A 20,707-nucleotide genomic window follows, 5' to 3' on the forward strand; every position below is an offset into this window, starting at 1 on the left:
CGCCGGGACCGGGGGCCAGGCCGGGCGGGGTGCGTTGGCCCGCCGTGGTGTGGTCGCGGTTGAGCAGCAGCGCGCCGCCGATCAGGATGGCCGCGCCGAGCAGCACCGCCCGGAACGCGTCGGTGACGATGTAGCCGAAGCTCACCGCGACCAGGATGCTCAGCACGATGACGGTGACCGGGGACATGCTGGACCGGCCCCGGCCGAGCATCGACTCGACCGGGGAGGCGGTGTCACCCTCGCCGGGGATGATCAGCCAGGCCGTGACGTACACCAGGATGCCGATGCCGCCGAAGAAGCCCAGTACGGCGAGCAGCACCCGCCAGAGCACCGGGTCGGTGTTGGTGGCCCGCCCGATCGCGGCGCAGACGCCGGCCAGGTAGCGACCCTCGCGGGGCCGGACCAGCCCGTACCGCGAGGTGAAGCCGGCACCCTCGGGCGGTGGGGACGGCGGGGCCCCGTACCCGCTGGGTGGCGGGCTGCCCGCCCCCGGTCCGTCGCCCCCGGGCGGCGGCGCGGCCGTGCCGTGCGCGTCCGGCGGCGGCCAGCCCCCGGGGGCCGGGCCGGTCTCCGGGGACGCACCCGGCGCGGCGGTCGCCTCCGGGCCGCCCGGCCTGGGCGTCGCCGGGCCAGAGGTGGTCGGCGCGGTCCAGTCGGCGGGCGTGGTGGCCGCCGGAGGCGGTGGTGGCCCGCCCGGCGGCGCCGTCCCGGGGCGGGGCGGCGGGGCAGCTTCCTCGGTCATGCCTCGATCCTGCTGCTCCGGCTGGCGATAGACCTCAGGAACCGACCCTGACCCCACCCTGAGATCCGGCCACCCCGGATGTCCGGGCGTTCCCCGTGGTCCAGGGCGACCGTGGCGTGTGACGATCGGATCGGCGTCGCCGGCCCCGGTGTGCGTCCGCGCCCGTGCCGGACGTCGGCCCGGCGCGCGCCCCGTACCGAGCAGGGAGCCTCCGATCAGCGCCGTGACCCAGCCACCCCGGCTCTACCGGGCGCCCGAGCACCGGATGGCCGCCGGCGTCGCCGCCGGCATCGCCGACCACCTCGGCATCTCGGTGCTCCGGGTGCGGGTCGCCTTCATGGTGCTGCTCGGCCTCAGCGGCCTCGGGCTGCTGCTCTACGCCGCCTTCTGGGCGGTGGTGCCGTTGCGGCCCGGGGACACCGCCGTCCCGGCCCGCCGGGACCTCGGCCAGCTCCTGCCGTTCGTGGCGATCGGGCTGGTGGTGCTCGTGCTCCAGATGGTGGTCTTCGACTCGGTCGGCGCGGCGGGCACCGCCGGCTGGCTGGTCGCGATCATCGCGGTGGGGGCCGGGGTGATCTGGCACCAGTCCGCGCCGGAGCGCCGCCGGCAGTGGGGGGACTCGATGCCGGTGCCCTGGCTCGGCGCGGTGATCGAGGAGAACGACCGGCGCGCGTTCGTGCTCCGGTTCATCGGCGGCGGGGTGCTGGTCGCGGTCGGCATCATCGGCGTGGCGGCGGTCTACTCACCGGCGCAGAACTTCGACGCGGTGGTCAACGGCGTCATCTTCGCGCTGGTCGGGCTGGCCGGGGTGGGGGTGGTGGCAGCCCCGGTGCTCTGGCGGACGTACAACCAGCTCCGTTCGGAGCGGGAGGGGCGCATCCGCGAGCAGGAGCGGGCGGAGCTGGCCGCCATGGTGCACGATCAGGTGTTGCACACCCTCGCGCTGATCCAGCGCAACGCCGCCGACATGACGACCGTGCAGCGGCTCGCGCGCGGGCAGGAGCGGTCGCTGCGCAACTGGCTCTACAAGCCGACCGCCTCGCCGACGGAGCGGTTCGCCGCGGCCCTGGAGCAGGCGGCGGCCGAGGTCGAGGACACCTTCGCCATCACGGTGGAGGCGGTGGTGGTGGGCGACCGGGACACCGACGAGCGGGTCGGCGCGCTGGTCGCGGCGGCCCGGGAGGCGCTGGTGAACGCGGCCCGGCACGCCGAGGTGCGGACGGTCTCCCTGTACGCCGAGGTGGAACCGGAGCAGGTGAGCGTCTTCGTCCGGGACCGGGGCAAGGGCTTCGACCCGGATACCGTGGAGGATCACCGGCACGGGGTCCGGGGGTCGATCATCGGACGGATGAGGCGGCACGGCGGCCGGGCGGAGATCCGCTCCGAGCCGGGTGAGGGGACCGAGGTCCGGTTGGTCCTGCCGATCTCCCGCGACCAGTCCACGGCGGAAAGGGAGAGATGACCATGGCCGAGCAGCCGAAAGGACCGGTCGAGGGTGCGGCGGGCGCGGAGAGCGTACCGGCGCGACTGCGCGTCTTCCTCGTCGACGACCACGCCATGTTCCGCGCCGGGGTCCGCGCCGAGCTCGGCGTCCACGTCGAGGTGGTGGGCGAGGCCAGCACGGTGGCCGAGGCCGTCGCCCGGATCGCCGCCACCGCGCCCGACGTGGTGCTGCTGGACGTGCACATGCCCGACGGTGGCGGCCGGGCGGTGCTGGAGTCGATGCGTCGCACCCACCCGCAGGTGCGCTTCCTGGCGCTGAGCGTCTCCGACGCCGCCGAGGACGTGATCGGCCTGATCCGGGCCGGCGCCCGGGGCTACGTCACCAAGACGATCTCCCCGGACGAGCTGGCCGCGGCGATTCGCCGGGTGGCAGACGGGGACGCCGTGTTCAGCCCCCGGCTGGCCGGGTTCGTGCTGGACGCCTTCGCCGCCCGGCCGGACGCCCCGGTGGCCGACCCGGAGCTGGACCAGCTCACCAACCGGGAACGCGAGGTGCTCCGTCTGCTCGCCCGGGGGTACGCGTACAAGGAGATCGCCAAGGAGCTCTACATCTCGATCAAGACGGTCGAGACGCACGTGTCGAACGTCCTGCGCAAGCTCCAGATGTCCAACCGGTACGAGTTGTCCCGCTGGGCTGCGGACCGCCGCCTGGTGTGATCGACTTTCTCCCAGTCGCGCCCCGCGTTCTCCGTGGCGGGCCTTGACGCACTGGCGATGTGACGCAGCGTAACGGTGAGAGCGGTCACTCGGCCTGCCTCCTCCGCTCGGTCGATGCTGGTCGCCGCGTGGTTGACGGCCGGGTCCACCGGACGGGCAGGCCGTGTTCGGGCCCGTCCCGCGCCGCTCGGCGCCCCGATGGCGGGCGGGAAAGTTCACAGGTCGCGCGCGGGCATTGGTGGGAACGCGAAGGCTGGTTGTATCTTTGCTGTTCAGCAGGGTGTGGCTGACTTGTTTCAAGATCATTTCTCAAGTATCGGCCACACTGCGGGCAACTAACGGCTTGATAACGGCACCTTCACGTAACGGGCCGTCAGGTGTCACAGTTGCAGCACCTCACCCCCGGTGTGAGGCGCCCATGCACGGTCGCGCGGCCACGGATGTGTCGAGAAGTCACGGTTCGTGGTCGTCGAGTCCTGCGCGGGAGCCGATCCCGGTGCGGTGTGGCGGCCCGGCGGATCGGTACATCAGGGGTGTCCCGGTTTTCCTGCGGTAAGCCGGCGGTCGGTAATTTGCGACCGCCAGCGGCGTCACCCCCATGCGTGCGTGAAACCCACGACGGAACAGGTTAGAAAGAGGAGGCCCCTCGGAATGAGAGTCTCGAAGCGGGCGAGTGGCGCGATCGCGCTGGGCGCGGCTTTCGCGCTCGTCGCGTCCGGCTGCTCCAGCAGCGACGGAGAGGGTGGCGACCCCGCCACCAGCGCGGACGGCGCCATCACGGTCGACGGCACCGAGCCGGAGAACCCGCTGGTTCCGTCGAACACCACCGAAACCGGTGGCGGCAAGATCATCGACTGGATGTGGACCGGCCTGGTCGAGTACCCCAACAACGGTGGGGCCCCGCAGAACGCCCTGGCCGAGTCGATCGACACGACCGACTCCAAGGTCTACAAGATCAAGATCAAGCAGAACACGAAGTTCCACGACGGCACCGTCGTCAAGGCCAAGAACTTCGTGGACGCCTGGAACTGGGGCGCATACTCGCCGAACGGCGCGCAGAACTCCAGCTTCTTCTCGGACATCGAGGGCTTCGCCGACGTCAACACGGCGGACCCGGACGGCCCGGAGGGCCCGCAGAAGGCCCCGGAGCCGAAGGCCAAGGAGATGTCCGGCCTCAAGGTCGTCGACGACTGGAACTTCGAGGTCACGCTCTCCGCGCCGACCGCCGTGTTCCCGACCAAGCTCGGCTACAGCACCTTCATGCCGCTGCCGGACGCGTTCTTCGCGGGCAGCGCCGAGGAGTTCGGCAAGAAGCCGATCGGCAACGGGCCGGTCAAGTTCGTGTCCTGGGAGAACAACGTCTCGATCAAGCTGACGCGGTTCGACGACTACCAGCTGCGCGACAAGATGAAGATCAAGGACGTCAACATCAAGATCTCCCAGGAGGACACGGCCGCGTACAGCGACCTGGTCTCCGGGAACATCGACTTCATGCAGCAGGTTCCGGTCGCCGCCCTCGCGGGCGACAAGTGGAAGTCGGACCTGGGCGACCGGGCCATCTCGTCGGTCACCCCGTCGACCGGCATCATCGCCTTCCCGATCTACGACAAGCGCTTCACCAACCCGAAGCTGCGTCGCGCCATCTCGCTGTCGATCAACCGGCAGGAGATCACCGACAAGATCTTCTTCGGTAACCGGAAGCCGGCCGACAGCTGGGCCAACCCGCTGACCCCGGGCGCGGCGCCGGGCAACTGCACCGCCTGCCAGTTCAACGTGGACGAGGCCAAGAAGCTGCTCGCCGAGGCCGGCGGCTTCACGGGCGAGCTGGTCATGTACTACAACGCCGACGCCAGCCACAAGGAGTGGATGGAGGCCGTCGCGCAGCAGGTCAAGACCAACCTCGGCATCAACGCCCGCGCCGAGGGCGTGCCGACCTTCGCGGTGTTCCGCCAGAACATCAACGCCCACAAGATGAAGGGCGCCTACCGCGCCGGCTGGCAGCAGGACTACCCCGACGTGGAGAACTGGGTCAACCCGCTCTACGTGACCGGTGGCTCCTCCAACGACGGTCTGTACAGCAACCCGCAGGTCGACGCCCTGGCCAAGGAGGCCAGCTCGGCACCGAGCCTCGACGCCTCGCACGCCAAGTTCGCCGAGGCCGTGAAGCTCATCGACCAGGACGTTCCGTCGATGCCGATCTACTTCGGTGGCCAGCAGTCCGGCCACTCGGAGAAGATCAAGAAGATGGAGCTGACCAACGTCGGCGAACTCGACATCACCTCGGTCGAGCTCTGATCCGTTCGGTCTGACCCCGGGTCGGGCTCACCTACCGGTGGGTCCGACCCGGGGCCGTTCCGCGAGGAGTCCACCACACTCCCCGCCACGTTGACGTCACCCCGTGTCGGCGGTCGTCCGACGCGCCCCCTGTCAGGAGGACCACCCCATGGGCCGTTATCTGTTGAGACGGCTGCTGCAACTCGTCCCGGTCTTCATCGGTACGACGTTCCTGATCTACTGGCTCGTCTGGTCCGTGCCGGGCGACCCGTTCGCCGGCAAGTGCGGCGACCGCCGGTGCCCGGACTCGTACATCAACTTCATGACCGAGAAGTACCAGCTCGACCAGTCGATCTGGGTGCAGTACGCGACCTACATGAAGAACCTGTTCCAGGGGGACTTCGGCATCACGTTCAACAACCGCGCGGTCGGCGACATCATCGCCACCGCGTACCCGAACACGTTGAAGCTCGCCGTGGTGGCCCTGGCGATCGAGGCGGTCATCGGCCTGGGCGCCGGCGTCCTGACCGGTCTGCGGCGCAACGGCTTCCTCGACAACCTGGTCCTCGTCTCCACGCTCTTCCTGATCGCGCTGCCGGTCTTCGTCGTCGGCTTCATCCTCCAGTGGCTGCTCGGCGTCAAGTTGGGCATCGTCAACCCGACGGTCTCCAACGAGATGCGGCTGTCCGAGCTGCTCCTGCCGGGCTTCGTCCTCGGCAGCGCGTCCATGGCGTACGTCGCCCGGGTGGCCCGCACCAGCATCGCGGAGAACCGCCGCGCCGACTACGTCCGAACCGCCATCGCCAAGGGCCTGCCGATGCGGCGCGTCGTCGGCGTGCACCTGCTGCGCAACTCGCTGATCCCGGTCGTCACCCTGCTCGGCACCGACCTCGGCGCGCTCATGGGCGGCGCGATCGTCACCGAGGGCATCTTCGGCATCAACGGCATCGGCCGCGCCGTCCTCCGGGCGATCGTCACCAAGGAGAGCGCTACCGTTGTCTCCATCGTGGTGGTCCTGGTGCTCGTCTACCTCCTGATGAACCTGCTGGTGGACCTGCTCTACGCCGCTCTCGACCCGAGGATCCGCTATGAGTGAGCAGCGTCGCGAACGAGTCATGAACGCAGCGTGCCGGGGTCACCGTCCCGGCACCGAGCGCAGCGAGGTGGCGGCATGAGTGACCCCAGCACGGCATCGATCGTCTCGACCCCGCCGGCGACCATGCCCACCGAGGCGGGCTCCGGCGCGCCCGTCACCGCCGGCCTGCCCGAGAACGCCCGCAAGGAGAAGCCGCGCGGCCTGCTCGGCGACGCCTGGCGCGACCTGCGCCGCAAGCCGCTGTTCTGGATCTCCGCGATCCTCATCCTGGTCTTCGTGACGATGGCGGCCTTCCCGTCGCTGTTCACCTCCGGCGACCCGGTCAACGGCGCGCTGTCCCGCAGCCGGGTCGAGCCGTCCGCCGCCGCCTGGTTCGGCTACGACGTGCAGGGCCGCGACGTCTACGCCCGGGTCATCTACGGCGCCCGCGCCTCGATCGTGGTGGCCCTGATCTCCACCATCGGCACGCTGCTGATCGGCGGCACGATCGGCATCATCGCCGGTTACGCCGGCGGCTGGGTCGACGCCCTGCTCTCCCGCTTCGCCGACATCTTCTTCGGCCTGCCGTTCGTGCTCGGCGCGATCGTCATCCTGACCACCTTCAACGGGGCCGGGTCGAGCAACAACGAGTGGCAGATCATGGGGCTGGTCATCATGTCCCTGGTCGTGCTGAGCTGGCCGGTCGTGATGCGGCTGATGCGCTCCTCGGTGCTGGCGACGAAGGAGGCCGACTACATCGTCGCGGCCCGGGCGCTGGGGGCCGGCACCGGCCGGATCATCCTCAAGCACCTGCTGCCGAACTGCCTCGCCCCGCTGCTGGTCTACGGCACCATCATGGTCGGCTCGTTCATCGGCGCGGAGGCCACGCTGTCGTTCCTGGGCATCGGCCTGAAGACCCCGGTGGTCTCCTGGGGCATCATGATCAGCGAAGCGCAGAACTACATCCGGGTCTCGCCCTTCCTGCTCTTCTTCCCCTCCGCGTTCCTCGTCACCGCCGTCCTCAGCTTCGTGATGCTCGGTGAGGCGGTCCGCGAGGCCCTCGATCCGAAACTGCGCTAGGGGAGATAGAGTTGTCCGACATTCTCGTGTCCGAGCAGTCCAAGCCGGGGGCCGACGGGTCCGGCCGCCCCTCGGGCCGCCTCCTTGAGGTCGAGGACCTGCGGGTGGAGTTCCGCACCCGCGACGGCGTCGCCAAGGTCATCAACGGCGTCACCTACCACGTCGACGCGGGGGAGACCCTCGCCGTGCTCGGCGAGTCCGGCTCCGGCAAGAGCGTCACCGCGCAGACCGTCATGGGCATCCTCGACACGCCGCCCGGCTTCGTCACCGGCGGCCAGGTGCGCTTCCACGGCAAGGACATGCTCACCATGTCCGCCGAGGAGCGCCGCCGCATCCGCGGCGAGGGCATCGCGATGATCTTCCAGGACGCGCTCTCCGCCCTGAACCCCGTCTTCACCGTCGGGTTCCAGATCGCCGAGCAGTTCCGGATCCGGCGCGGCCTCAGTCGCGCCGACGCCAAGAAGCGCGCGATCGAGATGCTCGACCAGGTCAAGATCCCGAACGCCAAGGGCCGGTTCAGCAACTACCCGCACCAGTTCTCCGGTGGCATGCGGCAGCGCGCGATGATCGCGATGTCGCTGGCGCTCGACCCGGAGGTGCTGATCGCCGACGAGCCGACCACCGCGCTCGACGTGACCGTGCAGGCCCAGATCATGGACCTGCTCGCCGAACTCCAGCGCGAGCGGCAGATGGGCCTGATCCTGATCACCCACGACCTCGGCGTGGTCGCCGACGTCGCGGACCGGATCGCGGTCATGTACGCCGGCCGGATCGTCGAGGAAGCCAACGTGTACGACCTGTACGCCAAGCCGGCGCACCCGTACACCATGGGCCTGATCGACTCGATCCCGCGGATGGACGAGCGGGGGCAGCAGCTCCGCACCATCAAGGGCCTGCCGCCGAACCTGATGAACATCCCGCCGGGCTGCCCGTTCAACCCGCGCTGCCCCATGGCGCAGCCGGTCTGCCGGGAGAAGCTGCCGCCGCTGCTGCAGATCGGCGCCGACCGCGCCAGCGCCTGCCACTTCGCTGAGGATCTGGTGAACCGTGACTGAGAACATCCTCGAAGTCCGTGACCTGGTCAAGCACTACCCCGTCACCCGCGGCGTGGTGTTCAAGAAGACCATCGGGCACGTCAAGGCCGTCGACGGGGTTTCGCTGGAGCTGCGGGCCGGCGAGACGCTCGGCGTGGTCGGCGAGTCAGGCTGCGGCAAGTCGACGCTGGCCCGGGTGCTGATGAACCTGGAGCGGCCGACCGCCGGCAGTGTGAACTACAAGGGCCAGGACGTCTCCAAGCTCTCCGGCGGCGCGCTGCGCCGGCTGCGCCGGCAGATCCAGCTGGTCATGCAGGACCCGTACACCTCGCTGAACCCCCGGATGACGGTGGGCGACCTGATCGGCGAGCCGTTCGAGATCCACCCCGAGGTGGCCCCGAAGGGCAGCCGGCGGGAGAAGGTCAAGGAACTGCTCGACCTGGTCGGGTTGAACCCGGAGCACATCAACCGGTACCCGCACCAGTTCTCCGGCGGCCAGCGGCAGCGCATCGGCATCGCCCGGGCGCTGGCCCTGCGGCCGGAGATCATCGTCTGCGACGAGCCGGTGTCGGCCCTGGACGTGTCCATCCAGGCCCAGGTGATGAACCTGCTGGAGAAGCTCCAGGCCGAACTCGGCCTGTCGTACGTCTTCATCGCCCACGATCTGTCGGTGGTCCGGCACCTGTCGGACCGGGTCGCGGTGATGTACCTCGGCAAGATCGTCGAGATCGGCACCGAGGACGAGATCTACGAGCGGCCCACCCACCCGTACACCCAGGCGCTGCTGTCGGCGGTGCCGGTGCCGGACCCGACGCTGCGCGACCAGAAGGCGATCATCCGGCTCACCGGCGACGTCCCGTCGCCGATCAGCCCGCCCTCGGGCTGCCGGTTCCGCACCAGGTGCTGGAAGGCGCAGGACGTCTGCGCCGAGCAGGTCCCGCTGCTGGAGATCCGCTCCGGCTCGGACCACCCGAGCGCCTGCCACTTCGCGGAGAAGCGCGAGATCGTCGCCAGCCACGAGGCGTGAGCCTCCCCGGCTGACCCGCGACACCCGACCGCCTGCCGGCGTCCCCGCGACGCCGGCATGCGGTTGGTTCATGCCCGGCCCGCGCCCGCGTCGGCGGGCGTGGGTGCCTGGCCGGTCGGTTGCGCGCCGTCCGTCGCTGGCGAGGGGGCCGTGGTGCCGCTACAGCGGGCCGCGGCCGGCGCGGAGCAGCAGCAGGGCCAACTGGGTGCCGTCGGCGCCCAGGACCTGCCGGAACCGCTCCAGAATCTCCCGCTCCCGCGACAGCACCAGCCGGGTGCCCCCGGAGGCCATCCGGGTCGCGCCGACCTCCTGCGACAGGACGGCCCGCTCCTGCCACAGCGCGATCAGGGTGCTGTCGATCTCGTCGATCCGCTCCCGGATGGCGACGATCCGTGCCGCCGCCGCCGAGTCGTCGGTGCCGGTCCGGGTCGATCCGGCGGCCGGCGGAGCCGCCTCGGCCTGCCCGCCGCCCGTGTTGCCGGCGGGGCCGCTGCCCGTGCCGCTGTTGCCGGCGGGGCCCACGTTTCCACCCGCGCTGCTGTTGCCGGCGGGGCCGGCGTCGCCGCTGCCCGTGCTGTTGTCACCGGCGCTCGCCTGGGTGACACCGTCCTGGCCACCCTGCGGGCGGGACCGCGCCACGCTGCCGTTCTGCTCCACCACGTCTGTCATCATCGCCGTACCCCTCGGACGTCGGGCCCGGTGCCCGGATCCCGGGACGGAAAAGCCCCGGGCTCTCCAGAGCCCGGGGCTTTCGTAGGTCTGATCTGATCAGGCGCGACCCACGGCTGCCGGACTCCCGGTGCCGTAGTAAAAGTAGAAGCGCTGACCGAACACGTCGTCGAGTATGCCGACCCGCCGGCCCGCTCCGCAAGCGTTCGCGCCGATTCCCCGGGCGGGAGGTGTGAGAAGGGGCCCCTCTCTACCGTATGCGTTAACAAGGGGCCCCTCCTTACAAGCACCTCAGCCGAGGCGGGTGATGCGGTTCGCCGGGCCCGGGGCGACCGGGTCGCCCGCGCCCAGGTACGTCACCAGCGCGTCGATGTCGAAGCCGGGGGCGGTGGTGCGGCCGGTGCCGCCCTTCAGCTCCGTGAAGCCGTCACCGCCGTTGGCCAGGAAGTCGTTCGTGGTGACCTTGTAGCTGGCCGCCGGGTCGATCGGGGTCCCGTTCAGCGCCAGGGCGCTCACCCGGGAGCCCACCGGGGCGGTGCTGTCGTACGAGTAGGTCAGCCCGGCGGAGACCTGGAGGATCCGCTGGGTGGTCTGCCCGTTGAAGCCCACGAACTGCTGCTCCAGCACGTTCTTGAGCTGCGCCCCGGTGAATGCCTGGGTGACCACGAGGTTGTTGAACGGCTGCACGGAGAACGCCTCGCCGTAGGTCACCTCGCCCGGCGCCTCGCCACCGGCCGACGCACCGTACGACAGCGAGGCCCGCACGCCGCCCGGATTCATCAGCGCGATCTGCGCCCCGTTGTTCTTCGTGTACGCGAGCTGCGCGTCGGCGATCACGTCGCCGAGCGGGCTCTCGCCGTTGGGCTGGGCGTCCCGGACGATGTCGGCGCTGATCTTCCCGGTCACCTTGTTGGCGATCGGGGCGACCGCGGTGCGGTACTTGTCGGCCAGCGTCTTCGCGCCCGCGTCCACCAGTTCGGGGTTGCGGGCGTACACGCCGGGGCTGGTCTGCTGCCAGGTGCCGTCGGCGTTGCGGATGCCGTTCTCCACGATGACGTTGCGGGCCGAGATCCCGGTGAACCGGCCGGTGCGCCGGTTGAGGGAGTAGTCGACATCGGTGATCAGCTGGCCGTTGCTGCCGGCGCTGGTGACCACGCTGGGCTGGCCGGAGGAGTTCGGCAGCGAGCATGAGTAGAACCGGTGGGTGTGGCCGGAGACGACCAGGCCGAACTCCGGGCGCAGGCCCTTGACGATGTCGACGATCGGGCCGGAGAAGTTGGCGCAGTCGGAGACGCCCGGGGCGCTCGGCGGCGGGGACTGCGCCCCGCCCTCGTGCACCAGCAGCACCATCGCCTTGACGCCGAACAGCTTGAGCAGGCCGCCCCACTTGTTGGCGGTCTCCACCTCGTCGGTGAAGGTGACCTTGGTGATGCCGGCCGGGTTCACGATGCCGGAGGTGCCCTCCAGGGTGACCCCGACGAAGCCGACCGGCACGCCGCCGACGAACTTGACGTCCACCGGGGGCAGGATCGGCAGCTTGGTCTTCTTGCTGATGGTGTTGGCGGCGAGGTAGGTGAACTTCGCGCCCGCGAAGCCGTCACCGTCCTGGCAGCCGTCGACCGGGTGGCAGCCGCCCTTGTTGAGCCGGATCAGCTCGTCGACGCCCTCGTCGAACTCGTGGTTGCCGACGGAGCTGATCTCCAGGCCGATCTCGTCCATCAGCTCGATGGTCGGCTCGTCGTGGAACGCGGCGCTGACCAGCGGGGTCGCCCCGATCAGGTCGCCGGCGCCGACGGTGGTGGTGACCCGCCCCTCGGCCTTGGCCTCGGCGCGCAGCTTCTTGAGCCAGGTGGCGAGGTATTCCACGCCGCCGGCCGGGGTGCCGTTGACCACGGCGCCGCTGCCGCCCGGCGGGTCGATGGCGCCGTGGAAGTCGTTGTAGCTGAGGAAGTTGCCCTTCACCTCGCCGCCGGTGGGCTTGGCGTAGGAGACCGAGACCGGGGCGAGGGCCGCCCAGGGGTCGGCGGCCGGGGCCGGCGCGGGCAGCGTGGCGGCCGGCAGCGTGGCGACGACAGCCAGTGCCAGGGCCGGCGCGGCGAGGTGACGCAGCACCGCCCGACCGCGCGAGCGCGGTTGACTCATGGTTTTTCTCCCAAAATCGTGTACGGGGGAGGAAGTGGGGGTTCACCAGCCATCGTTGTGGATCGGGGATGGACGCGCCAGAGCCGGACGGGTGACGGGTTAATCTCTTCGTGTGCCGCCCGGCATCTTCTGTGCCGCCCGGCCGCTTCGGGGGCTGCTGCCCGGCGCTTCCGGGGGCTGCCGCCCGGCGCTTCCGGGGGCCGCGCTGTCGGGAAGTGTCCGGCCGGCGGCATAGACTCGCCGTGCGATGCAGCCTCTCTTCGACATCCCCGCGTCCCCGCCCGAGCCCGAGTCCGCGCCGGCCCCGCCGCGCCGATCCGGCCCGGCCGTCCGCCTCGACCCGCAGGCCCTGGTGGAGGGCCTGAACGGGCCCCAGCGCGACGCCGTCGTGCACGCCGGCTCGCCGCTGCTCATCGTGGCCGGCGCCGGCTCCGGCAAGACCCGGGTGCTCACCCACCGGATCGCGTACCTGCTCGCGGCCCGGGACGTGCACCCGGGCGAGATCATCGCGATCACCTTCACCAACAAGGCCGCCGGCGAGATGAAGGAACGGGTGACCCAGCTCGTCGGCCCGCGCGCCCGGCTGATGTGGGTGTCGACGTTCCACTCGGCGTGCGTGCGCATCCTGCGGGCCGAGCACGAGCACGCCGGGCTGAAGTCGAGCTTCTCGATCTACGACGCGGACGACTCCCGCCGGCTGATGCAGCTCGTCGCCCGCGAGCTGGACCTGGACCCGAAGCGGTATCCGGCGCGCGGGCTGGCGGCCCAGGTGTCCAACCTGAAGAACGAGCTGGTCGACCCGGAGGAGTTCGCCGGCCGGGCCAAGGGCCCCAACGAGCGGGCCCTCGCCGAGGCGTACACGCTCTACCAGCGGCGGCTGCGCGAGGCGCACGCGCTGGACTTCGACGACCTGATCATGACGACGGTGCACCTGTTCCAGTCGCATCCGCACGTCGCGGAGAGCTACCGTCGCCGGTTCCGGCACGTCCTCGTCGACGAGTACCAGGACACCAACCACGCCCAGTACACGCTGATCAAGGAGCTGGTCTCCGGCACCGAGGGGATCGAGCCGGCGGAGCTGTGCGTGGTCGGCGACGCCGACCAGTCGATCTACGCGTTCCGGGGCGCGACGATCCGCAACATCCTGGAGTTCGAGCGGGACTTCACCGACGCCCGGACGATCCTGCTGGAGCAGAACTACCGCTCCACCCAGACCATCCTCAACGCCGCCAACGCGGTGATCGACCGGAACACCTCCCGTAAGCCGAAGCGGCTGTGGAGCGACGCCGGGGCCGGCGAGCAGATCGTCGGGTACGTCGCCGACACCGAGCACGCCGAGGCGGACTGGGTGGGCCGGGAGGTCGACCGGCTGGTCGACGACGCCGAGGCCCGCCCCGGTGACGTGGCGGTCTTCTACCGCACCAACGCGCAGTCGCGGGTGTTCGAGGAGGTGTTCATCCGGGTCGGCCTGCCGTACAAGGTGGTCGGCGGGGTGCGCTTCTACGAGCGCAAGGAGGTCCGCGACGCGCTGGCGTACCTGCGGGCGGTGGTCAACGACGACGACACGGTCAGCCTGCGGCGCATCCTGAACACCCCCCGCCGGGGCATCGGCGAGCGGGCCGAGGCGTGCGTGGAGGCGCTCTCCAGCCGGGACCGGATCTCCTTCGGGGCGGCCCTGCGCCGTGCGGGAGACGCGCCGGGCATCTCCACCCGGGCGGCCAACGGCATCGGCGACTTCGTCGCGCTGCTGGACGGCGCCCGGGAGCTGGCCGAGACCGGCACCCCGGAGGAGGTCCTGGAGGCGCTGCTGACCCGTTCGGGATACCTGACGGAGCTGGAGGAGAGCCTCGACCCGCAGGACGCCGGCCGGGTCGACAACCTCCAGGAGTTGGTCAGCGTCGCCCGGGAGTACACCGAGCGGATCGAGGCGCTCGGGGAGGAGGGGGATCGGGCCACCGTGGCCGGCTTCCTGGAGCAGGTGGCCCTGGTCGCAGACGCCGACCAGATCCCTGCCGACGACCCGGACCACCAGGGCGTGGTCACCCTGATGACCCTGCACACCGCGAAGGGGCTGGAGTTCCCGGTGGTGTTCCTGACCGGGTTGGAGGACGGCGTCTTCCCGCACCTGCGCTCGCTGGGCGACACCCGGGAGCTGGAGGAGGAGCGCCGGCTGGCGTACGTGGGGATCACCCGGGCCCGGCAGCGCCTCTACCTGTCCCGGGCGGTGACCCGTTCGGCGTGGGGGCAGCCGGCCTACAATCCGCCGTCGCGGTTCCTGGAGGAGCTGCCGCCGGAACTGGTTCGCTGGGAGCGCACCGAGGGGACGTACACCTCGTGGGGTGGCGGTGGCGGTGGCGTCGGCGGGCGCGCGGACCGCGCGCCGCGCGGCGGCGGCTTCGCCGGGGGTACGCCGAAGGCGGCGCAGCTGGCCAAGCGGCTCGGCGTGGACGGCAGCCGGCTGGCGACGGCCAGCGAGCTGCCCCAGGGGCCGAAGGTGGCGACCGGCGACCGGGTCAACCACCAGCGGTACGGCCTGGGTCGGGTGCTCGCCGTGGAGGGCCACGGCCCCGGGGCGCGGGCGCAGATCGACTTCGGTGATCAGACGATGTGGCTGGTGCTGCGGCACGCCCCGATCGACAAGCTGTGAGCCGGCGGTGAGGCAGCACGTGTGATCCGGGCCATCGTCGCGGGATGAGCCGCGCGGCGATGTCGGTGGCCGGTCTGTATCCGTCGTTGCGCCTCAACCCGGGTGAGCAGGCGCCCACCGCCGGTCAGCAGGCCACGTCGATGCCCCGGGCGCGCAGGAACGGCGCCGGGTCGATCTGGTTCCACATCTGGCCCTGGTGCACCTCGAAGTGCAGGTGCGGGCCGGTGGAGTCGCCGGTGGAGCCCTCGTACCCGATGATCTGGCCGGCCTTGACCTTGTCGCCGACGTTGACGGCGGTGCGGCTCTGGTGGGCGTAGTGGGTCAGGTAGCCGTTGCCGTGGTCGACGAAGACGGAGATGCCGTAGCCGTCGCCGACGTCGCCGGCCTTCACCACGGTGCCCGCGGCGGCGGCATGGATCGGGGTGCCGGCGGGCATGGCGAAGTCGATGCCCGCGTGCAGGACGCCGCCGCGCGGGCCGTAGCAGGAGGTGATCGTCGCGCCCGCCATCGGGATGACCCAGGCCGGCGCGGGCTTGCTGGTCTTTCTCGCCGTGGGCTTCGGCTTGGGTCTGGGCGTGGGCCTGGCGGTGGCCTTCTTCGCCGTCGGGCTGGCGCTCGACGGGCTCGGTGACCCGGTGGTGGGGTTGGCGGATCCGGTGGCGGGGCTGGCCGACTCGCGGTCGGCGCGGTCGGCGCGGTCGGCGCGGTCGGCGCGGTCGGCGGCCTCGGCGCGGGCCGGGGCGTCGACCGTCACTGCGGCGGGGGCCGGCTCGTCGCCGGTGGTGATGGCGACGGCGGTGCCGGCGAGACCGAGCCCGACCAGGGCGACCGCGCCCATGACCAGGGCTTGGGTGCCGCGCCGGGGGCGCATCCGGTGGCCGGCGGGGGCGTTGGGGGTGCTGACGTTGCGGATGTTCTCTTCCTGCACGACGGACCTACACCTTCGAGGGGACGTGGACCTCGAAATACTGGTGTCTCCGCTGGTGACCGACGGGTGGGGGACGGTCGGATCGGCGCGGGCGCAGGATGGATGGTGCCCGCCGTGTCCCACCGCCGGCTGGTCCGTCCGGATAACTGATCATGGGCGGTGTGCCGCTGATCACATCTTCGGTTGTGGCGCAATAGACATTGCCCCCGCCCGGGCACGAAAAACCGCCCGGATCAGCCGATCCGGGCGGTCAACGGCCGATGCGCAGCGTCAGGACGCGGCTACATCGCTGTAGTGCAGCTCGATTTGCATCTTGATGTCCACTCCGCGGTCCTGGAGCCACGGCACCGGGTCCAGCGGGTCCCCGTTGACATGAATCTCCAGGTGCAGGTGGGAGCCGTACGAGTGGCCGGTGTTGCCGACCAGGCCGAGCTGGTCGCCGGCCTTGATCTGCTGCCCCTCCTTGACGCTCACGGCGGAGGAGTGGCCGTAGATGGCCTCGCTGCCGTCGGCGTGCTTGACGATCACCGCGTAGCCGTAGCCGCCGAACCAGCCGGCCTTGGTGACGGTGCCCTCGTGGATGGCGACGTAGGGGGTGCCCTCGGGGGCCACCAGGTCGATGCCGGTGTGCAGCTTGCCCCAGCGCATGCCGTAGGGGGAGTTGAAGTCGTAGCCCTGCAACGGCAGGAGCCAGACGCCCTGCTCCGAGGCGGTCTTCGTCTCCGCCCGGCTGTCCCGGGAGGCCCGCTCGGCGGCGTCCGCACGGGCCGCCGCGTCCTGGCTGGTGATGCTGGCCTGCTTGAGCTCGTCGAGGACCGACGGGCTGACGCTCTTGGCGTCCGGTAGCGCTCCCGCGCCGAGCGCGACGACGCCGGCGCCCACGAACGCGGTGGTGACGACGGCGGCGTAGCGGCTACGCGGAGGAGTGGGTACGCGGCGACGACCGCGATATCGATCGGGCTCAGACGACAGGCGCTGGCGCACGCACACCCTCCGTTGTCGGGGATCCGATGCGGTCGGCCGGCGCTCGTGAAGCGGTGGTGAACGTCGGCTGACCACGTCGTCACCCGTCCGTGGACCTGATGACAACCGTGGACACGGTAGCCAACCGCCACGTCCGTCACAAGCCAGACGGGGTAATTGGCGTGTCGGTCTGTCCGTTTACATCCGTTATTGTCACACCTCGTCACTTGGTCATACGTGCCGCCACCTGCCCCTTCGTCGCGGACCGTGATTGCTGTCGCCCGAATGCCCGACTCCATGCCTGGGCCCCCTAGGCTTCCCCCGGGGGTGCCGGTCGGATTCCCCGTCGGCGGCCCGTCGGGTTACCGTTCGTTCAGGTGACAGTCGTAGCGCCCTCGAAAGGTGTCCGCTGATGAGCTCTCGTATCCGGGTCGTCGTCGCGAAGCCGGGCCTCGACGGCCACGACCGCGGGGCCAAAGTCGTCGCCCGCGCCCTCCGCGACGCCGGCATGGAGGTCATCTACACCGGCCTGCACCAGACGCCGGAGCAGATCGTCGAGACGGCCATCCAGGAGGACGCCGACGCGGTCGGGCTCTCGGTGCTCTCCGGCGCGCACATGACCCTGTTCCGGCGGGTCGTCGAGCTGCTGGGTGAGCGGGACGCGCGGGACGTCGTCGTCTTCGGCGGCGGCATCGTCCCGGACGCCGACATCCCGGAGCTGGAGCAGCTCGGCGTCAAGAAGATCTTCACCCCGGGCGCGACCACGCAGTCGATCGTCGAGTGGGTGCGGGCCAACGTGGCCCAGCCGGTCGCCTGACCCGCGCCGCAAAAAAACTGCCGGGTGGGTCGCCTGCCCCCGCGCCCGGCGCACTGCCCGGTCGGTCGCCTGACCCGTGCCCCGGTACCCTTCTCCGGGCAGGGGGAGGGGCCGGACGCACCCCTCACACGTCCGGCCCCTCTATGCACGATGCCCCGCCGCCACCCCTCGACCGACAGGGCATCGGCCGTCTCCCGTCTTTGCGCTGGTCAGCGCTCCGACACCTGACTCAACGACGCCCTGACGGTGGGGTTACGCGGAGCTGGGAACATCGTCCGCGGAATTCCCGCATGCGCTGCTGCGCGTCCGGTCGCCGGGCCCGGCCGGTCCGGCCGGTTCCCTCGCGTTGAGCGTCCCGGACGGTGCCGACGCGGCTGGTTGTGGATTAGGGCACACCGCGCACCCGCTCGGTTGCCGCCGGTGCCGACCTCGCTAGGCTGCGCCCAATGGCCTGTTTCAACTGATGACAGGCGTCAAACTGATTCCACAACGCTGGTGGCGGCGCGACGGCGCGCCGCGGAGACGGGACGGGACGCGCAAGTGGACCTGTACGAGTACCAGGGGCGGGACCTGTTCGAGCGGCACGGCTTGCCCGTGTTGGCCGGCGGCGTCGCCAACACCCCGGAGGAGGCCCGCGCGATCGCCGAACGCCTCGGCGGTCGGGTGGTCGTCAAGGCGCAGGTGAAGGTCGGTGGCCGTGGCAAGGCCGGCGGCGTCAAGCTGGCCGAGGGCACGGATGAGACGGTGGCCCGCGCCACCGACATCCTCGGCATGGACATCAAGGGTCACACGGTCCACAAGGTCATGATCACCGTGACGGCGGACGTGGCCGAGGAGTACTACTTCTCGTACCTGCTCGACCGGGCGAACCGCACCTTCCTCTGCATCGCCAGCGTCGCCGGCGGTATGGACATCGAACAGGTCGCCGCCGAAACCCCGGACAAGGTCGTCAAGGCCCCGATCGACGCCGTCACGGGCGTCGACGAGGCGAAGGCCCGCGAGATCGTCACCGCCGCCGGCTTCCCGGCCGAGGTCGCCGACCAGGTCGTCGAGGTCGCCGTGGGCCTGTGGCAGGCGTTCGTGGCCGAGGACGCCACCCTGGTCGAGGTGAACCCGCTGGCCAAGACCGGCGACGGCAAGCTGCTGCTGCTCGACGCCAAGGTCACCCTGGACGAGAACGCCGGGTTCCGGCACCCGGACCACGAGGCGCTGGTCGACCAGGCCGCGGTGGACCCGCTGGAGCAGGCCGCCAAGGAGAAGGACCTCAACTACGTCAAGCTCGACGGCGAGGTCGGCATCATCGGCAACGGCGCGGGTCTGGTCATGTCGACCCTCGACGTGGTGGCCTACGCGGGCGAGCGGCACGGCAACGTCAAGCCGGCCAACTTCCTCGACATCGGCGGCGGCGCGAGCGCCGCGGTGATGGCGAACGGGCTGGAGATCGTTCTGTCCGACCCGTCGGTGCGCAGCGTCTTCGTCAACGTCTTCGGTGGCATCACCGCGTGCGACGAGGTCGCCAACGGCATCGTGCAGGCGCTGGCCCTGCTGGAGCAGCGAGGCGAGAAGGTCGCCAAGCCGCTCGTCGTCCGGCTGGACGGCAACAACGCCGAGGCCGGCCGGGCGATCCTCGACGGCGCGAACAACCCGCTGGTGCAGCGGGTCGACACCATGGACGGCGCGGCCGAGCGGGCCGCCGAGCTGGCGGCTGCGGGGGTCTGACAATGGCTATCTGGCTGACCAAGGACTCGAAGGTCATCGTGCAGGGGATGACCGGTTCCGAGGGTTCCAAGCACACCCGGCGGATGCTCGCCGCCGGCACCGACGTGGTGGGCGGGACCAACCCGCGCAAGGCGGGTCAGAGCGTCGACTTCGACCGCACCGCGCTGCCGGTCTTCGCGACCGTCGCCGACGCGATGGCCGAGACCGGGGCCGACGTGACGGTCATCTTCGTCCCGCCGCAGTTCACCAAGGCCGCCGTGATCGAGGCGATCGACGCGGAGATCCCGCTGGCCGTGGTCATCACCGAGGGCGTGCCGGTGCACGACACCGCCGCCTTCTGGGCGTACAACGTGGCGAAGGGGGAGCACACCCGGATCATCGGGCCGAACTGCCCGGGCATCGCCTCGCCGGGCGCGTCCAACGCCGGCATCATCCCGGCCGACATCACCGGCTCCGGCCGGATCGGCCTGGTCAGCAAGAGCGGCACCCTGACGTACCAGATGATGTACGAGCTGCGCGACATCGGCTTCTCAACCTGCGTCGGCATCGGCGGCGACCCGATCATCGGGACCACCCACATCGACGCCCTCGCCGCGTTCGAGGCCGACCCGGACACCGACGCGATCGTGATGATCGGTGAGATCGGCGGCGACGCCGAGGAGCGGGCCGCCGACTTCATCAAGGCCAACGTCACCAAGCCGGTCGTCGGCTACATCGCCGGCTTCACCGCGCCCCCCGGCAAGACCATGGGTCACGCCGGCGCGATCATCTCCGGCTCGGCGGGCACCGCCGAGGCGAAGAAGGAGGCGCTGGAGGCCGTCGGCGTGAAGGTCGGCAAGACCCCGACCGAGACCGCCGGGCTCATGCGGGAGATCATGTCCGCCGGCTGACCGCCGCGACACGCGCCGAGGGGGTCGACCGGGCGGTCGGCCCCCTCGCGTCGTCAGTCAGTTGTTGTTCCAGAACGGGTAGTTACCGCTCGCTCGCAGGATCGCGCTGCCGATGATGTTGATCACGCCGAACGCGATGGCGAGGTAACCCAGCACGGGTGACTGGCCGTACCGTTTGGCGTCCCGGATCGACAGGTACCCGAAGACGATCCCCAGAATGCCGCAGCAGAGCAGGCCCAGGATGATGCCGAGCACGCCCCAGAGCCTGGTGCGGTCCCGGCCTCCCGCCTGCGGCGGGGGCGGTGGATACGGAGCGTTCACGGCTTCCTCCGAGCGTCTCCTGGCCGCGACGGGAAAGTTTCGCGTCCTGGTGCCGAGGCTAGACCGAACCGAGGGTGCCACGTCGGTGGATCACCCAACTTCCGGTCGGTCGGGGGCGGTATCGGACTGCCCCCAACGGCGCGACATGCCAGAGTAGAGCCGATGTCCTCCGTCACCCCTGACCAGCCCCGCCGCCCGGCCGCCGGGGTTGGCGCCGAC

17 protein-coding genes are annotated in these 20,707 nt (G+C 70.7%); 11 read left to right on the forward strand and 6 right to left on the reverse strand.

What is annotated here, in order from left to right; all coding sequences use genetic code 11:
* On the reverse strand, positions 1–742 hold a 742-nt coding region (locus tag E1258_RS14670), incomplete at its 3' end, for a PspC domain-containing protein (RefSeq protein ID WP_132400887.1).
* A gap of 265 nt (positions 743–1,007) precedes the next feature.
* Here E1258_RS14670 and E1258_RS14675 point away from each other — a divergent pair.
* The 7 genes from E1258_RS14675 (at position 1,008) to E1258_RS14705 (ending at position 9,392) form a co-directional block, all read left to right on the forward strand.
* Positions 1,008–2,204 (forward strand): ATP-binding protein, encoded by a 1,197-nt coding sequence (locus E1258_RS14675; RefSeq protein WP_243715454.1) that lies wholly within the window; start codon positions 1,008–1,010, stop codon positions 2,202–2,204.
* Between the two features lie 2 nt (positions 2,205–2,206).
* Positions 2,207–2,902 (forward strand): response regulator transcription factor, encoded by a 696-nt coding sequence (locus E1258_RS14680; protein ID WP_132400890.1) that lies wholly within the window; start codon positions 2,207–2,209, stop codon positions 2,900–2,902.
* A 651-nt stretch (positions 2,903–3,553) separates the two neighbouring features.
* On the forward strand, positions 3,554–5,197 hold the full coding sequence (locus E1258_RS14685) for an ABC transporter substrate-binding protein (protein ID WP_132400893.1): 1,644 nt from the start codon (positions 3,554–3,556) through the stop codon (positions 5,195–5,197).
* 148 nt (positions 5,198–5,345) lie between these two features.
* Entirely contained in the window at positions 5,346–6,272 is a 927-nt protein-coding gene (locus E1258_RS14690; RefSeq protein WP_132400896.1) for an ABC transporter permease, read from the forward strand.
* Positions 6,273–6,347: 75 nt separating this feature from the next.
* The gene (locus E1258_RS14695) at positions 6,348–7,331 is read left to right on the forward strand and encodes an ABC transporter permease (protein WP_132400899.1); all 984 of its coding nucleotides are present in this window, start codon (positions 6,348–6,350) and stop codon (positions 7,329–7,331) included.
* 26 nt (positions 7,332–7,357) lie between these two features.
* A complete protein-coding gene (locus E1258_RS14700; RefSeq protein WP_132400923.1) occupies positions 7,358–8,386 on the forward strand; it encodes an ABC transporter ATP-binding protein in 1,029 nt (342 codons plus the stop codon).
* Complete coding sequence (locus E1258_RS14705; RefSeq protein WP_132400902.1) at positions 8,379–9,392, forward strand: ABC transporter ATP-binding protein; 1,014 nt, start codon at positions 8,379–8,381, stop codon at positions 9,390–9,392. Before E1258_RS14700 ends, E1258_RS14705 begins: the two co-directional genes overlap by 8 nt.
* A gap of 159 nt (positions 9,393–9,551) precedes the next feature.
* Here the strand turns inward: E1258_RS14705 and E1258_RS14710 are convergent, their stop codons facing one another.
* Positions 9,552–9,782 carry a chorismate mutase gene (locus tag E1258_RS14710; RefSeq protein ID WP_371688617.1) on the reverse strand — a complete coding sequence of 77 codons (231 nt, stop codon included), beginning with the start codon at positions 9,780–9,782 and terminating at the stop codon, positions 9,552–9,554.
* Between the two features lie 570 nt (positions 9,783–10,352).
* Entirely contained in the window at positions 10,353–12,203 is a 1,851-nt protein-coding gene (locus tag E1258_RS14715) for a bifunctional UDP-sugar hydrolase/5'-nucleotidase (protein ID WP_132400905.1), read from the reverse strand.
* Between the two features lie 247 nt (positions 12,204–12,450).
* Here E1258_RS14715 and pcrA point away from each other — a divergent pair, with 247 nt between their 5' ends.
* A complete protein-coding gene (pcrA, locus tag E1258_RS14720) occupies positions 12,451–14,850 on the forward strand; it encodes a DNA helicase PcrA (protein ID WP_132400908.1) in 2,400 nt (799 codons plus the stop codon).
* Positions 14,851–14,974: 124 nt separating this feature from the next.
* Here the strand turns inward: pcrA and E1258_RS14725 are convergent, their stop codons facing one another.
* Positions 14,975–15,721, reverse strand: a complete 747-nt coding sequence (locus tag E1258_RS14725; protein ID WP_132400929.1) for a M23 family metallopeptidase — start codon at positions 15,719–15,721, stop codon at positions 14,975–14,977.
* Positions 15,722–16,048: 327 nt separating this feature from the next.
* Positions 16,049–16,762, reverse strand: coding sequence for a M23 family metallopeptidase (locus E1258_RS14730; RefSeq protein WP_132400911.1), 714 nt, complete (start codon positions 16,760–16,762; stop codon positions 16,049–16,051).
* 391 nt (positions 16,763–17,153) lie between these two features.
* Here E1258_RS14730 and E1258_RS14735 point away from each other — a divergent pair, with 391 nt between their 5' ends.
* The 3 genes from E1258_RS14735 (at position 17,154) to sucD (ending at position 20,167) form a co-directional block, all read left to right on the forward strand.
* The gene (locus tag E1258_RS14735; RefSeq protein ID WP_036373050.1) at positions 17,154–17,558 is read left to right on the forward strand and encodes a cobalamin B12-binding domain-containing protein; all 405 of its coding nucleotides are present in this window, start codon (positions 17,154–17,156) and stop codon (positions 17,556–17,558) included.
* Positions 17,559–18,098: 540 nt separating this feature from the next.
* The gene (sucC, locus tag E1258_RS14740) at positions 18,099–19,277 is read left to right on the forward strand and encodes an ADP-forming succinate--CoA ligase subunit beta (protein ID WP_007072910.1); all 1,179 of its coding nucleotides are present in this window, start codon (positions 18,099–18,101) and stop codon (positions 19,275–19,277) included.
* A 2-nt stretch (positions 19,278–19,279) separates the two neighbouring features.
* Positions 19,280–20,167, forward strand: coding sequence for a succinate--CoA ligase subunit alpha (sucD, locus tag E1258_RS14745; protein WP_132400914.1), 888 nt, complete (start codon positions 19,280–19,282; stop codon positions 20,165–20,167).
* Positions 20,168–20,224: 57 nt separating this feature from the next.
* Here sucD and E1258_RS14750 read toward each other — a convergent pair whose 3' ends face one another.
* Positions 20,225–20,488 carry a DUF4190 domain-containing protein gene (locus E1258_RS14750; RefSeq protein WP_132400917.1) on the reverse strand — a complete coding sequence of 88 codons (264 nt, stop codon included), beginning with the start codon at positions 20,486–20,488 and terminating at the stop codon, positions 20,225–20,227.
* Positions 20,489–20,707 lie beyond the last annotated feature (219 nt).

This window comes from Micromonospora sp. KC207 (assembly GCF_004348615.1).
In the GTDB taxonomy this organism is placed as follows: Bacteria; Actinomycetota; Actinomycetes; order Mycobacteriales; family Micromonosporaceae; genus Micromonospora.

Coding starts and splice junctions, on each gene's coding strand:
- E1258_RS14675 (WP_243715454.1), top strand. CDS start 1,008: ATGGCCGCCGGCGTCGCCGCCGGCATCGCCGACCACCTCGGCATCTCG.
- E1258_RS14680 (WP_132400890.1), top strand. CDS start 2,207: ATGGCCGAGCAGCCGAAAGGACCGGTCGAGGGTGCGGCGGGCGCGGAG.
- E1258_RS14685 (WP_132400893.1), top strand. CDS start 3,554: ATGAGAGTCTCGAAGCGGGCGAGTGGCGCGATCGCGCTGGGCGCGGCT.
- E1258_RS14690 (WP_132400896.1), top strand. CDS start 5,346: ATGGGCCGTTATCTGTTGAGACGGCTGCTGCAACTCGTCCCGGTCTTC.
- E1258_RS14695 (WP_132400899.1), top strand. CDS start 6,348: ATGAGTGACCCCAGCACGGCATCGATCGTCTCGACCCCGCCGGCGACC.
- E1258_RS14715 (WP_132400905.1), bottom strand. CDS start 12,203: ATGAGTCAACCGCGCTCGCGCGGTCGGGCGGTGCTGCGTCACCTCGCC.
- pcrA (WP_132400908.1), top strand. CDS start 12,451: ATGCAGCCTCTCTTCGACATCCCCGCGTCCCCGCCCGAGCCCGAGTCC.
- E1258_RS14725 (WP_132400929.1), bottom strand. CDS start 15,721: ATGCGCCCCCGGCGCGGCACCCAAGCCCTGGTCATGGGCGCGGTCGCC.
- E1258_RS14735 (WP_036373050.1), top strand. CDS start 17,154: ATGAGCTCTCGTATCCGGGTCGTCGTCGCGAAGCCGGGCCTCGACGGC.
- sucD (WP_132400914.1), top strand. CDS start 19,280: ATGGCTATCTGGCTGACCAAGGACTCGAAGGTCATCGTGCAGGGGATG.